Source organism: Flavobacterium branchiophilum NBRC 15030 = ATCC 35035, assembly GCF_002217205.1.
GTDB classification, from domain to species: Bacteria; Bacteroidota; Bacteroidia; order Flavobacteriales; family Flavobacteriaceae; genus Flavobacterium; species Flavobacterium branchiophilum.
In genome coordinates, this window is sequence record NZ_MUGT01000051.1 from 352 (window position 1) to 14,709 (window position 14,358).

The following is a 14,358-nucleotide window of genomic DNA, read 5'->3' on the forward strand; positions in this document are numbered from 1 at the left end:
TCTTTGGATTATTTTATAAATATATTTGGTGTTAAAAATATTTAAGGTTTTTATAAAAAAGAGCTGTTAATTACCACTTTCTTTTTTGGCTTGTTCTACCATAGTAGCGTTTGCAGTTATGGCAAATTCAACCCTTCTGTTTAATGATTTTCCTTCAGGAGTTTCATTTGAGGCAATTGGATCGGCAATTCCCATCCCTTGAATTCCAAATCGTGTGGAGGCAATTCCTTTTGATTCCAAATAAGACTTTACAGCTAAGGCTCTTTGTTCAGAAAGTGCTAGATTATACTCTGGTTTTCCTGTACTATCAGTGTAACCAAATATTGAAATATTTGTTTGAGCATATTCTTTAAACACAGGTACAAGTTTGTCCAAATTGGCTTTGGCAGTAGTTGTTAGTGTAGATTTATTAGTGTCGAACCGTACAGCATTTTCATTCAATGTAAGTTTTATACCCTCACCTACTCTTTCCACATTGGCTCCAGGCAAAGCATCTTCAATTTGTCGGGCTTGTTTGTCCATTTTATTTCCAATTAAAGCTCCTGTTCCGCCGCCAATAGCCGCCCCGATAGCCGCTCCCAATGCTCCATGTCCTCCGCCTCCAATATTGTTTCCAATAACGGCTCCTAAAATACCCCCTGCCAACACCCCAATTCCGGTTCCTCGCTGTGTGTTATTGCTGTTTTTAACACTATTGCAACTACTTAATATAAAACATGATAGCACTAAAAATGCCATTATAAATGTTGTAAATTTTTTCATTTTATTGATTTTTTAAGTTACTAGATTTTTTCAAATTGATACACAATGTCAGATAATTTGCCTCCAACATCCATTCTATCAATCAACTGAAAACTGGTTTCGGTTTGATTGGCAAGTTTCAAAAAATAACCTTCTTTCACTTTTTGAGCTTTCAATCCAGCATTCAAAATTTTCAATCCAAACATCCCTTCTTGATTAACACTCCAAACAATGTCTGACGAAAAGTTGGCACACTTAGTATCTTTCAAATTCAGGCTGCCTTTGTTATTATTAGAAATAAAAAACCACTGACTACCTACAAAACACTGACTATCAGCTATTTGAAAAGCATTAACTTTAAAATATTCCTGACCAACATAGCTTACTTTTGTAATCTGCCAATTGCCTTTGATGGTAACTTGTGCTTTTTTGTCCAAAGCGGTTTGTGGGTTTGTCTTACAAGACATTATGGATAGTAAGACAACCATTCCCATTAAAAAATTTTTCATTTGTTTTTGAATTAAATTAATTTATTTGGGTACAAAATTAGTCTTTAAAACAAAGGGCAACAAACAAAATAGGTTTTTTAACAAATTTAAAATTTCAAAATCAATATTGATTTTCAATTTGCCTTTTAGCTTCGCCAATTACAAAAGCACAAGCATTTGCTAGATTATAGCTTCGTACAAGAGGTGAAATTGGTATTTTTAGATGGTTTTCAAATTTTGATAATATTTCCTTGCTTAAACCTACGCTTTCTTTACCAAAAACCAGCCAATCACCATCTTGAAACTGGGCTTCTAAATACGACTTTTCAGCATGAGATGACATCAAAAAAACCCTTGACACATCATTAATTGCTTTCATCCAATCTGCAATTGAATCATATTCGTTCCAATCCAAATGTACCCAATAATCCAAACCCGAGCGTTTAAGGTGTTTATCTGAAATTTCAAACCCATAAGGTTTAATTAAATGTAACCTGTTTTCGGTGCCAACACACAAACGACCAATATTTCCTGTATTATTAGGAATTTCGGGTTCTATCAATACTATATTTAACATTTTTTATAAATTTAATTTATATGATGTAATTTCTTGCACATCGCCAGCTTGCATCCCATTTAGCAAAAAATCATCTATTCGTACACGGACCAATCTAAGTGTAGGAAATCCAACGGCAGCGGTCATTTTTCTAACCTGTCTAAATTTACCTTCTTTTAATGTAATAGATATCCAAGATGTTGGGCCATGTCTGTCGTCTCTTATTTTTTTGGCTCGAATGCCAAAATCAGGTATATTGTTTATTTTCAATACTTTACAAGGTTTTGTTAAATATTTTCCACCATCAAGACCTATCAAAACACCCTGCTGTAATTGTTCCAAAGCGGTTGCGGTTATCAATCCATCTACTTGAACGTAATATTCTTTTTCTACTTTTTTACTCCTTATCAGCTCGCTCATATTGCCATCGGTTGTAAGCATCAACAAGCCTTCCGAATCTTCATCTAAACGACCTATAGCCATTGTACCTTCGGGAAAATTGTATAATTCGCCTAACAATTTTTTGTTTCTTTTCAAATTGTATTTGAATTGGCTTAAATATCCATAGGGTTTAAATATCAAATAATGGTAGTCCATTTGATTATAATTGAATGTTTTGAATGGAATAAATTATATATTGAATATCGTTTTTATATTATTTTTGTAAGCATTAAACCATCTCTTATTGGCAATAAATAAGTGGTTACTCGAGGGTCGTTTTTGATAAGCGCATTATATTCTAAAAGAATTTTGGTGCTTTTGTCGTTTTTTTGTAGAGGCTCAACAACTTTACCACTCCACAAAACATTGTCAGACAAGATAATACCACCTTTGTTCATTTTTGGTACAATAAGTTGGTAGTATTGAATATAATTTTCTTTGTCGGCATCTATAAAAACCAAATCAAAAGTAACATCCAACGTGGGAATGATAGACAAAGCAGGCCCTAAATGTTGGATAATTTGGTTTCCCCAAGGGGATTTATCAAAATACTTTCGTTGAAAATCAACCAATTCCTCTTTGATATCTATGGTGTGTAACTGGCCATTTGCTTGCATTCCTTCGCACAAACACAAAGCCGAATAGCCTGTAAACGTGCCAATTTCGAGTATGTTTTTAGGAGCTACTAAATTTGAAATAAGGCTCAAAATCCTACCTTGAAAATGACCACTCAACATACGGGGCAAAAGTATTTTTTGATAGGTTTCTTTTTGCAATTCTGCTAATAAACCAGGTTCATTTTCAGTATGTTGCTCAATATATTCTTCTAATGCTTCAGACAAAAAGTGCATAAAATAATGGGGTTACAAACTAATTACTTTGATTTGATTTTTGACAATTTCAGCAACTTTGCGGGCTTCGTCCATGTTTTCATTTATTATGGTTACATGTCCCATTTTTCGGAAGGGTCGTGTTTGTTTTTTTCCATAAATATGAGGCGTTACCCCCGAAATAGACATAATTTTATCTATATTTTGATACACCACTTGACCTTCGTAGCCCTCTTCGCCTACCAAATTGACCATAACTCCTGCTACTTTGCTAGCCGTATCGCCCAAAGGCAAATTGAGTACTGCCCGCAAATGATTTTCAAACTGAGAGGTATAACTGGCTTCTATACTGTAATGTCCCGAATTATGAGGTCGAGGCGCTACCTCGTTTACTAAAATTTCGTCGGACTGGGTTTGAAACATTTCAACGGCCAAAAGTCCAATATGATTAAATTGTTCCGATACTTTTAAGGCTATTTGTTGTGCTTTTTCGGCAATTGCCGCATCAATTCGTGCAGGACAAATAACATATTCTACTTGATTAGCTTCTGGATGAAATTCCATTTCTACTACAGGATACGTAACTACCTCTCCAGAGGGATTTCGACAAACCATAACGGCCAATTCTTTTTTAAAATCAACCATTTGTTCTGCAATACACTCGGTTTCTGGCAAATTTTGCAAATCGTTCATTGCTTTTACCACTTTTACACCATAACCATCATAACCAAATTCTGTACATTTCCAAACAAATGGCAAGTTAATTTGCTGATTTTCAAGAGCTAATTTCAAATCGACTAACGATTCAAATCGACAAAATGGTGCAGTTGGAATTTGATTTGCAGTATAAACATTTTTTTGAATGGCTTTGTTTTGAATGCGCTTCAACGTTTGATAAGAAGGATAAACTTGTAGTCCTTCTGATTCTAATTTTTGAAGTGCTTCTAAATTTACCAATTCAATTTCTACCGTCAAAACATCTACTTTTTTGCCAAATTCATAAACCGTTTCATAATCCATCAAGTTTCCTTTAAAAAATTGATTACAAGCTATTTTACATGGTGCCTCCTCACTAGGATCCAACACATAGGTCTGAATATCAAACTTTCGGGTTTCGGAAAGCAACATTTTTCCGAGTTGTCCGCCACCTAAAATACCAAGTTTAAAATCTGAAGAAAAAAAGTGCATATTATTTTTGGGTTTTGAATAATTTTAAAAATACTGGAAGTGTCGTTACAAAAACAATTCCTAAAACTAACAATTCTATATGTTTTTTGAGGTCGAAACCAAATTCGTCCAATATCAACTTTGATAAGTAATGTCCCGCAAAAATCAAACTAAACGACCATAAAATAGAACTCAACACATTGAAAAACATGAATTGTTTTTTGTCCATAGAAACAATGCCGGCAATTACAGGTGCAAATGTTCTAACAATTGGCAAAAATCTAGCATATATAATAGCTTTGCCCCCGTATTTATCAAAAAATGCTTTTGATTGATACAAGTATTTTTTCTTAAAAAACAAGCTATCCTCTCTGTTATATAGGTAGTTACCACTTTTTGCTCCAAACCAATACCCCGTCATGTTCCCTAAAATTCCCATAAGAGAAACCAAACTGGCTAAAATGAAAAGATTTAAAAAATCGCTACCAGAACTTATTTGTAACATGAGTGTTTCGCTGTAAATTCCAGACAAAAAAAGCAAACTGTCGCCAGGAAGAAAAAAACCTGCTAACAAACCTGTTTCTGCATACACGATAAATAACACTACAAATAAACCAATTTGAAAGCCGCCTATTTTGAGCAGTATATAAAATTCTGGGTTAAAAAGTTGTTTCCAGTCAAAGTCCATCATCATGAGTTTCATTTAAAATTAAGCCGTGAAATTACTAAAAATTGGCTAATGGTACAATTAATTATCAATATTTTAAGAAAAATAAAACACCTTTTTATATTAATTAATAAAGAAAATGTATATTTTTTTAATATTAATTACTTATTAATCAATATTTTAGATCATTATTTTTGTTTTTTTTGATAATAAAAAGCAGGTAAAAATAAAAGCAAAAAAATGGGCTGAATCAAAAATCGTCTGACATAAAAAAGAAACATTTTTTGATTATTGGCATCAAAATGGAGTAATGTAAAAAAGGTTATTATTAATAATATATAAAAGAAAAGATACAAAATTGCACTGAACTTGGTTAAATTTAAGTCTTTAAAAACCAAAAAAAGTATGATTATAGATAATAAGCTATTACAAAAATACCTCAATGTTAAACCAAAATACAAAGCCATTTGATCCATATTTGGAATGGGATTATTGTAAAAATCATTTTTAAAATAATGAATTAATGGGTCGTAAAACCATTGATTTTCAAAAACCCTCACTGCTATGATACCCAAAATGCAAATCATAACATATACTATTTTTAAATTATTTTTCATTTTTTAATGGTATTTGAAAAAGATTTAACCCAAAAAATCCATAATACTAATACTGTACCATATATAATTAAAGGAAACAAAATATCGTGCCAAAAATGCTCGAAGGTTGCATATTCAAATAGTAAAACCGCAAGTAATGCAATTCGTACGATATTTAAAACATGAATGATCAAAATTCCAAATAAGATATATCCCAACGTGTTTTTGAATTGTCCTTTAAATGCAATAATAAAAGCTACAAATAAAATGATAATACTAAGCCCATTACAGCCTTCGATAACCCTTAAAATATAATTTTTTTTATAAAAAAATTGTACGCAAGCCGATTTTATATCGTTTTGGATGTAAACATTTGGCGAAAATAACGATAAAAAGTCCTTGCTTTGTTTGGCTACCATTTGAGTAATGGGGTCTATTGTCATCACATATTGCGACAAATAAAAATGATAGGCAAAACTCATCAGGCTGTATGTAGCCAAAAATTTTAAAACAAAAACTAAAAAAGGTTTATAGAGCGTAAAATAATTTTTCAAAAGCTTCAATTTTTTAGACAAAATTAGTTTTTTTTTGTATAATACTATTATATTTGTTCAAAAAAAAATTATGATTTTTGAAGCATTAAAGCCCAAAGTAGCTACTATTGTTGGTGAAAACCAATGGTCATTTGACGAAAAATTATTGGCCATTTGCCAACTATTAGAACAAAATATAGCCCATTATAATTGGGTTGGATTTTATTTTAGAAATGGACAAAAAGAAGAATTGATTTTGGGTCCTTATATTGGTGCCCCAACAGACCATACGGTGATTCCATTTGGAAAAGGCATTTGTGGTCAGGTGGCTGTTTCCAATCAAAATTTTGTTGTTCCAGATGTTGCGGCACAGGACAATTATATTGCTTGTAGTTGGAGTGTAAAATCGGAAATTGTAATTCCACTATTTGTAGATGGCAAAAATATAGGACAAATAGATATAGACTCAAATCAATTAGACCCTTTTACAGAGGATGACGAGCGTTTTTTAGAGTTTGTCAATCAAGCCATTTCAAAAATATATCCAAAATCATAATTTAAAGTTTTTATTGAAATAAATAGTAAAAAAACACAATTAAACCTGATTTTTTGTTGTTATTTTTTAAAATTAATATAAAATAATAGGTGTTTTTATAAAAAAAATAAACCTAAAGAATATAAACTCAAGCAGGTTTTTGATTTTGATTGTATTTAAACAATTGATACAAAATACGGCTAATGTGTTCAGTTTGAATCATTTTGAAAAATCAAAAAGATTTGTTAAAAAAAATAAAACTTTTAAGATGAAAACAATATATTTGTACCAATTAAAGAATCTATGGAACTAAAACTAAATAAGCCGCTTTGTTTTTTTGATTTAGAAACAACAGGAACTGACATTGGAAAAGACCGAATTGTAGAAATTTCAATATTCAAAGTGTATCCAAATGGCAATAAAGAAAGTAAAACTTGGCTTGTGAATCCCACGGTTATGATTCCTGCACAAACAACAGCAGTACACGGAATTACAAATGAGCAAGTGGCCAATGAACCCACATTTAAAGAGTTGGCACCGTTAATTCACAACATGATTAAGGATGCCGATTTGGGGGGATATAATTCCGACAGATTTGACATTCCGCTATTGGCAGAAGAAATGTTGCGAGCAGGATTGGATTTTGATATGAAAAATAAAGTATCCATTGATGTTCAAACTATTTTTCATAAAATGGAAGAGCGTACGTTGAGCGCAGCATATAAGTTTTATTGTGGCAAAAGTTTAGAAAATGCCCATTCTGCCGAAGCAGATACAATGGCAACGTATGAAATTTTGAAAGCTCAATTGGACCGTTATCCAGAATTGGAAAATGATGCCAAATTTTTATCAGGATTTACCACACGAAAAAAAATTGCTGATTTTGCAGGAATGATTGCATTTGACAAAGATGATGAAGAAATATTTACATTTGGCAAACACAAAGGAGTCAAAGTAGAAAAAGTACTAGACACGGAACCTGGGTATTTTAGTTGGATTCAAAACGCAGATTTTCCTTTATATACAAAAAAAGTACTGACTGCCATAAAATTAAGAAAATTCAATAATAAATCATAAAAATACAATTTAGAAATTGTGCGATTAAAATAGACAAGCTATGAAAATAATTTGTATTGGTCGAAATTATGTAGAACACATCAAAGAGTTGCACAATGAACGACCAACGGAACCCGTGGTGTTTATGAAGCCAGACTCGGCTGTATTGTTAAAACAACATCCGTTTGTGATTCCTGAATTTTCAAACGATGTGCATCATGAAATAGAAGTTATTGTAAAAATTTGTAAAGTTGGTAAATACATCGACGCCAAATTTGCACACAAATATTATGATGAAATTAGTATAGGTATCGATTTTACAGCTCGAGATTTGCAAGACACTTTAAAAGCAAAAGGTTTGCCATGGGAAAAAGCAAAAAGTTTTGACGGATCGGCTGTTGTGGGTGATTTTGTTTCAAAAAATAATTTTACATCATTAGAAAATTTGCATTTTGAATTAACCAACAATGGCAAAACAGTTCAAGAAGGCTACACACAAAATATGATGTGGAAAATTGATGAATTAATAGCCTATATTTCGCAATATTTTACTTTAAAAATAGGTGATATCATCTTTACAGGAACACCAAAAGGAGTGGCAGCTGTTCGACCAAATGATGTTTTGGAAGGATTTTTAGAAGGAAATAAATTATTCAGAATAAATATAAAATAATGGCAATACACTACAATTTAGCAAAAGTGCATCAAATTTCGGAAAATGATGATGAATTTGTAAAAGAAATTATCAATTTATTTGTTACCGAAATTCCTGAAGATTTAGAAAAAATCAAAGATGCAATAGAAATCAAAGATTATAAAAACGCTTACGCATTTGCCCACAAAATAAAACCAACTTTTGACTTATTAAGCATGAGTTTGGCACATACCGAAATTTTGCAAATTGAAGCCTGGGCAAAAGCCGAAGGCAAACGCAAAGAAGTAAAAGAAATATTCAAAAGCATTAAAAATCAGGTGGATAATGCCGTGAAAGAAATTAAAAAAGATTTTAATTTAAAATAATCAAACATTTGAAAGCAGCAATTGTAACCATTGGCGACGAAATATTGATTGGTCAAATAGTGGATACCAACTCTAGTTTTATTGCCAAATCATTAGATAAAATTGGCATTGAAATATCTGAAATGTTATCAATATCCGACCAAAAACAAGCTATTTTGGATACATTAACGTGGTTTCAGAACAAAGTTGATTTGGTTGTCATTACAGGTGGACTAGGCCCCACAAAAGACGATATTACCAAAAAAACTTTTTGCGACTATTTTGATGATCAATTGCAAATTGATGAAAAAGTATTGGCACATGTTACCCAATTGATTGAAGGTTTTTATCAACGTCCAATAACTACAATCAATAAAGAGCAAGCCCTTGTACCCACCAGATGTACTGTTTTGCACAATCAGGTAGGTACGGCTCCCGGAATGTGGATGCAAAAAGACCAAACCGTTTATATTTCATTACCTGGAGTGCCCTTTGAAACCAAATATTTAATGGAAAACGAGGTTATCCCAAGGTTGATTTCAAAGTATAAAAGGCCTTACATCCTGCATAAAACCATCTTAACTTATGGCATGGGCGAAAGTTTATTGGCAGAAAAATTGGAAGATTGGGAAAATAATTTGCCCGAGTATATCAAATTGGCCTATTTGCCTAGTCCTGGGAGGGTTCGCTTACGCTTGTCGGCACGTGGCACAGACAAAGCATTATTAGAAAATGGGCTTGCAACACAAATACATTTGCTGCATGAACTCATTGGCGATACCATTGTAGGCTACGACGATTCGGAAACCATAGAGGTAGTTGTGGGGCAATTATTAAAACAACAAAAGACTACAATTGCAACTGCAGAAAGTTGTACGGGAGGCAAAATAGCCCAATTATTAAGTTCCGTTGCAGGAGCCTCTGGTTATTTTAAAGGAAGTATTGTGTGTTATGATACGGCTATAAAAACAACTGTTTTGAAAGTAGCCGAAAGCACATTGGCAACTTATGGAGTTGTTAGTCAGGAAGTTGCAGAGGAAATGGCTCATAAAGTAAAACACTTATTAAATACAGATTATGCCATTGCTACGACCGGCAATGCGGGACCATCTAAAGGTGATTTGGAAAAAAAAGTAGGAACAGTTTGTATTGCTATTGCAGGACCAAAAGGAGTCTTTTCAGAGACATTTAACTTTGGGCAACCACGAGAAAAAGTTATAGAGCGTGCCAGCATAAAAGGATTGGAAATGATACAGAAAGAAATTTTAAAAAATATATAATAAAGTTTTGGAAAATCATTTTAAATTTCTTTTCTTTGCACCCTCGATTTGAATAACGATAAAAGATAAGCATAATGTCAAGAGTTTGTAGCCTTACAGGTAAAAGAGCGATGGTAGGAAATAACGTTTCCCACGCTATGAATAAAACCAAAAGAAAGTTTTCTGTAAACTTACTAAAGAAACGTTTTTATCTTCCAGAGGAAGACAGATGGATTACTCTTAGAGTAGCTGCATCAACAATAAAAACTATTAACAAAAATGGAATTTCTGCTGTTTTGAAAAAAGCACAGTCAAAAGGGTTAGTAAAATAATCTTTTCAATAAATAAAGAGAAAAAAAATGGCAAAGAAAGGTAATAGAATTCAAGTTATTTTAGAGTGTACAGAACACAAAACATCTGGTGTTCCAGGAACTTCTAGATACATTACTACAAAAAACAAAAAAAATACTCCAGATAGATTAGAAATTAAAAAATTTAACCCTATCTTGAAACGTGTAACTGTTCATAAAGAAATAAAATAATTATTAGTCATGGCAAAGAAAACCGTAGCATCGTTACAAACAGCTTCAAAAAGATTATCAAAAGCCATCAAAATGGTAAAATCGCCAAAAACTGGTGCATATACATTCGTTGAAGCAATTATGGCTCCAGAAGCTGTAGATGAATTTTTGAAAAAACAATAATTCAATACGTATAAAATCACAAAGCTACTTTCTATTTTGAAAGTGGCTTTTTTTTGTTGTTATAAAATTTTAAAATCAATATGGAAAACCCACCTATTCCTATTAAAAATGACTATCAACACTTGTGGAGTGTTCCTGTAATTGTAACCGCTTTAGGATACTTTGTAGATATTTATGACTTGCTATTATTTGGTATTGTAAGGATTCCTAGTTTGAAAGCATTAGGACTGTCTGAAAACGAAGTGTCTAGCATTGGAACTAGTATTTTAAATTATCAAATGACTGGTTTGCTTATTGGGGGTATATTTTGGGGCATTTTAGGTGACAAAAAAGGCAGATTGTCTGTATTATTTGGATCTATTGTAACGTATTCATTGGCCAATATTGCTTGTGGCTTTGTTATGGATCCTACTGTTTATAAATGGTTGCGATTGTTAGCTGGCATAGGATTGGCTGGCGAACTTGGTGCAGGCATTACCTTGGTTTCAGAAATTTTGCCTAAACAAATTAGAGCTATTGGTACATCATTAGTAGCAGCAATTGGGTTGTTGGGCGCCGTTGTTGACTATTTTACAGTACAATTATTTGACTGGAGGATTGCATACTTTGTTGGTGGAGGAATGGGAATTGTACTATTATTATTAAGGATGAATGTGTTTGAATCGGCTGTTTTTGAAAAATTAAAGTCAAATAATCAAATCAAAAAAGGTCATTTTGGGATGTTGTTCAACTCAAAAAAAAGGTTTATTACCTATATAAAATGTATAGGCATTGGTGTACCCACTTGGTTTGTCATTGGTATTATGGCAACATTTAGTAATGAAATTGGAGCCGAAATGGGATTGCAAATACAACCTCGATTATCAATATTATGGGCTTATGTTGGACTTTCTATAGGCGATTTAGCAAGTGGATTGATCAGTCAATTTTTAAAATCAAGAAAAAAAGCTGTATTGTATATGATGTTATTTACATTAGCCATCAATACATTATTAATTTTTAATACAGTTACAAGTGATATACTTTTTTATCTATTGATGTTATTATTAGGACTTGGAATTGGCTACTGGGCAATGTTTGTAACAATTGGAGCCGAACAATTTGGTACAAATATAAGAGCTACTGCCGCTACTACCATACCCAATATGGTTAGAGGAACAGTAGTTTTGATGACTATGTTTTTTAGTTTTTTGAAAAATAATACATTTTCAATCCTAGAATCTTGTTTGATTTTGATGATTATTTGTTTTTTTATAGGAATTTTTAGCATATTAACAATTTCAGAGACTCACGATAAGGATTTGGATTTTATTGACGAATAAATTAAAAAAATATTAAATACATCATAAATTATTAATACTTTTGTAATAAATAATAACATAGAAACCATAAAAAATGAATTTTTTTCAAAAAATATTTTCTTCAGACAAAAAGCAAACGCTTGACAAGGGATTGGAAAAAAGTAAAAACAGTTTTTTTTCAAAACTCACAAAAGTTATTGCTGGAAAATCAAAAGTAGATGATCAAGTATTGGATCAATTAGAAGAGATTTTGATTGGTTCGGATGTTGGGGTTCAAACAACTTTAAAAATTATAGAAAGAATTGAAAAAAGAGTTGCTTCGGATAAATATTTGGGTACATCGGAACTTAATCAAATATTGAGAGACGAAATTGGGAGTTTGCTCTCGGAAACCAATATGGGTACGGCAACAGATTTTGTAATTCCAACACCATCCAAACCTTATGTATTGATGGTTGTAGGAGTGAATGGAGTGGGTAAAACCACTACGATTGGAAAACTGGCCTATCAATTAAAGAAAAAAGGATTTAAAGTAGTATTGGGAGCTGCAGACACATTTAGAGCTGCTGCCATAGATCAATTACAAATATGGGCCGATAGGGTTCAAGTGCCACTTGTAAAACAACAAATGGGGAGCGATCCTGCCTCGGTAGCTTTTGATACGTTGCAATCGGCAGTAGCACAAGATGCCGATGTAGTCATCATAGACACTGCTGGACGTTTGCACAATAAAATAGGGTTGATGAATGAATTAACCAAAGTTAAAAGAGTGATGCAAAAAGTAGTTGCCGATGCCCCACATGATGTGATGCTGGTATTAGATGGCTCGACAGGACAAAATGCTTTTGAGCAAGCAAAACAATTTACTGCAGCTACAGAAGTAAGTTGCTTGGCTGTTACAAAATTAGATGGCACTGCAAAGGGAGGTGTCGTAATTGGCATTTCAGATCAGTTTCAAATACCAGTAAAATATATTGGCATTGGCGAAGGGATAGAAGATTTGCAAGTATTTAATAAATTTGAGTTTGTTGATAGTTTTTTCAAATAAAAATCCGATTATTATTTGATATTTTCATACATTTTTTTAAAAACATCTTCAATTTCAAAGGGTTTAGTAATCACTTCGTTGATACCAATTTGGTAGCATAAATTATAATCATATTCTAATACGTTTGCAGTAATAGCAATGATGGGAATATTTTTAAGTTTATCGTTGTTGGAAGCTCTAATAATTTTTGAGGCTTCGTATCCGTCCATTATTGGCATAATGATGTCCATCAAAACTACATCATACTCTTGGTTTTTTTCAAGTTCTTTGATGGCTTCCAAACCATTATTTACAATTTTTACTTGACAATTTTGTAAATTTTTTATTAATAATTTTTTTAAAACTAATTGATTGATCTGATTATCTTCTACAATTAAAACGTTTAAATTCATTAAAAAATAGGAATTAAATTCAGTAGTTACATGATTTAATGCTGCCATATTAGCTACTTCAAATGGAAGTGTAATGTCAAAAACAGTTCCACTTCCAACTTTGCTCGACACTTGAATTTGGCCGTTCATTAAGTTAATGATCATTTTTGAAATATATAAGCCTAATCCAATTCCTAAATTGCTTTCTTGGTTTTTAGCTTGATAGTATTTATTAAAAATATTGTCAAGATGTTCCTTTTCTATACCAATACCAGAGTCTTTTATTGAGACTTTCAATAAAAAAATACTATTATTTTCTGTCGAAAAATGACCTCCATAAGTTATTTCAACAAATCCAGAATGTGTAAATTTTATTGCATTAGAAATTAGATTCATCAAAATTTGATTAAACCGTTGAACATCTCCTTCTACCATCATAGGAATTGTATTCCATTTTTCGATGGTATAAATTAACTGTTTTTGATTGGCAAAATTTCTATTGACATTATAGACAAATTGGATGCTTTCCTCTAAATTAAAGCTTTTTTTGGACAAATTAAATTCTCCTAAATTAATTTTGGAATAATCCAAAACATCATTTACCAAACTTAATAAATGATTGGAAGAGTAGTTTAGTGTTTTTTGAAATTCGACCACCTCTTCCCTACTCAATTGCTGAGAAATTAACAAATCTGAAATCCCTTTGATGGCATTTAAGGGGGTTCTCATTTCGTGGCTTATGGTTGTAAAAAAATTGTCTTTAACATTTTGAATATTGAGTTGATTGATTTTATAAATCTCAAGTTCGATATTTTTGTTGAGCATATCGCCAAATATTCTTTCAAACATACTGGCATTTACAAATTCTAAAACAATAATTGCACCAAAAATTAACCCTAAGTGGCTGTATTTCCAGAATTGATAATATTGTATCTGTTCAGCATATACAGAAAAATCTAAAAAAGGAACGTAGTAAATGGCTAGCATAACAAGTACCACAAGACCATGTATTAAAATGGCTCGATTTTGAAAATTTACAATATTGATATCAATGTCGTTTAGTTAA

General features: G+C 32.0%; 20 protein-coding genes. 10 read left to right on the forward strand and 10 right to left on the reverse strand.

Translation table 11 applies throughout. The annotated features are described in order from the left end of the window. Positions 1-66: 66 nt before the first annotated feature. The 9 genes from B0A58_RS07055 to xrtF form a co-directional block, all read right to left on the reverse strand. Positions 67-762, reverse strand: coding sequence for an OmpA family protein (locus tag B0A58_RS07055; protein ID WP_089080466.1), 696 nt, complete (start codon positions 760-762; stop codon positions 67-69). A 20-nt stretch (positions 763-782) separates the two neighbouring features. After that, positions 783-1,250 carry a lipocalin family protein gene (locus B0A58_RS07060; RefSeq protein ID WP_373863148.1) on the reverse strand — a complete coding sequence of 156 codons (468 nt, stop codon included), beginning with the start codon at positions 1,248-1,250 and terminating at the stop codon, positions 783-785. Between the two features lie 100 nt (positions 1,251-1,350). After that, a complete protein-coding gene (locus tag B0A58_RS07065; RefSeq protein ID WP_089080467.1) occupies positions 1,351-1,806 on the reverse strand; it encodes a tRNA (cytidine(34)-2'-O)-methyltransferase in 456 nt (151 codons plus the stop codon). 3 nt (positions 1,807-1,809) lie between these two features. After that, positions 1,810-2,382: a pseudouridine synthase gene (locus B0A58_RS07070; protein WP_089080468.1), complete on the reverse strand. Its 573-nt coding sequence runs from the start codon at positions 2,380-2,382 to the stop codon at positions 1,810-1,812. A gap of 53 nt (positions 2,383-2,435) precedes the next feature. Next, entirely contained in the window at positions 2,436-3,077 is a 642-nt protein-coding gene (locus B0A58_RS07075; protein WP_014084591.1) for an O-methyltransferase, read from the reverse strand. Between the two features lie 12 nt (positions 3,078-3,089). Next, positions 3,090-4,244, reverse strand: a complete 1,155-nt coding sequence (locus B0A58_RS07080) for a 5-(carboxyamino)imidazole ribonucleotide synthase (protein ID WP_089080469.1) — start codon at positions 4,242-4,244, stop codon at positions 3,090-3,092. 1 nt (position 4,245) lies between these two features. Beyond that, entirely contained in the window at positions 4,246-4,914 is a 669-nt protein-coding gene (locus B0A58_RS07085) for a DedA family protein (protein WP_044032543.1), read from the reverse strand. Between the two features lie 164 nt (positions 4,915-5,078). Then, on the reverse strand, positions 5,079-5,507 hold the full coding sequence (locus tag B0A58_RS07090) for an exosortase F system-associated membrane protein (protein ID WP_089080470.1): 429 nt from the start codon (positions 5,505-5,507) through the stop codon (positions 5,079-5,081). Further along, positions 5,504-6,040 carry an exosortase family protein XrtF gene (gene xrtF, locus B0A58_RS07095; RefSeq protein WP_165766306.1) on the reverse strand — a complete coding sequence of 179 codons (537 nt, stop codon included), beginning with the start codon at positions 6,038-6,040 and terminating at the stop codon, positions 5,504-5,506. The genes B0A58_RS07090 and xrtF overlap by 4 nt, the downstream gene beginning before the upstream one ends. 70 nt (positions 6,041-6,110) lie before the next feature. Between xrtF and B0A58_RS07100 the strand changes: the two genes are divergently transcribed. The 10 genes from B0A58_RS07100 (at position 6,111) to ftsY (ending at position 12,921) form a co-directional block, all read left to right on the forward strand. After that, positions 6,111-6,575 carry a GAF domain-containing protein gene (locus B0A58_RS07100; RefSeq protein ID WP_089080472.1) on the forward strand — a complete coding sequence of 155 codons (465 nt, stop codon included), beginning with the start codon at positions 6,111-6,113 and terminating at the stop codon, positions 6,573-6,575. Positions 6,576-6,857: 282 nt separating this feature from the next. Then, a complete protein-coding gene (locus B0A58_RS07105; protein WP_089080473.1) occupies positions 6,858-7,631 on the forward strand; it encodes a 3'-5' exonuclease in 774 nt (257 codons plus the stop codon). Positions 7,632-7,671: 40 nt separating this feature from the next. Continuing rightward, on the forward strand, positions 7,672-8,283 hold the full coding sequence (locus B0A58_RS07110) for a fumarylacetoacetate hydrolase family protein (protein ID WP_089080474.1): 612 nt from the start codon (positions 7,672-7,674) through the stop codon (positions 8,281-8,283). Then, entirely contained in the window at positions 8,283-8,630 is a 348-nt protein-coding gene (locus tag B0A58_RS07115; protein WP_089080475.1) for an Hpt domain-containing protein, read from the forward strand. Before B0A58_RS07110 ends, B0A58_RS07115 begins: the two co-directional genes overlap by 1 nt. A gap of 8 nt (positions 8,631-8,638) precedes the next feature. Then, entirely contained in the window at positions 8,639-9,889 is a 1,251-nt protein-coding gene (locus B0A58_RS07120) for a competence/damage-inducible protein A (protein ID WP_089080476.1), read from the forward strand. A 74-nt stretch (positions 9,890-9,963) separates the two neighbouring features. Then, on the forward strand, positions 9,964-10,200 hold the full coding sequence (gene rpmB, locus B0A58_RS07125) for a 50S ribosomal protein L28 (protein ID WP_014084601.1): 237 nt from the start codon (positions 9,964-9,966) through the stop codon (positions 10,198-10,200). A gap of 27 nt (positions 10,201-10,227) precedes the next feature. Continuing rightward, positions 10,228-10,410 (forward strand): 50S ribosomal protein L33, encoded by a 183-nt coding sequence (rpmG, locus tag B0A58_RS07130; RefSeq protein ID WP_008253902.1) that lies wholly within the window; start codon positions 10,228-10,230, stop codon positions 10,408-10,410. A gap of 9 nt (positions 10,411-10,419) precedes the next feature. Then, complete coding sequence (locus tag B0A58_RS07135) at positions 10,420-10,572, forward strand: DUF4295 domain-containing protein (RefSeq protein WP_014084602.1); 153 nt, start codon at positions 10,420-10,422, stop codon at positions 10,570-10,572. Between the two features lie 80 nt (positions 10,573-10,652). Continuing rightward, complete coding sequence (locus B0A58_RS07140; protein ID WP_089080477.1) at positions 10,653-11,894, forward strand: MFS transporter; 1,242 nt, start codon at positions 10,653-10,655, stop codon at positions 11,892-11,894. 73 nt (positions 11,895-11,967) lie between these two features. Then, on the forward strand, positions 11,968-12,921 hold the full coding sequence (gene ftsY / locus B0A58_RS07145; RefSeq protein WP_014084604.1) for a signal recognition particle-docking protein FtsY: 954 nt from the start codon (positions 11,968-11,970) through the stop codon (positions 12,919-12,921). 11 nt (positions 12,922-12,932) lie between these two features. Here ftsY and B0A58_RS07150 read toward each other — a convergent pair whose 3' ends face one another. Further along, positions 12,933-14,291, reverse strand: coding sequence for an ATP-binding protein (locus B0A58_RS07150; protein ID WP_243389465.1), 1,359 nt, complete (start codon positions 14,289-14,291; stop codon positions 12,933-12,935). Between the last annotated feature and the right edge of the window lie 67 nt (positions 14,292-14,358).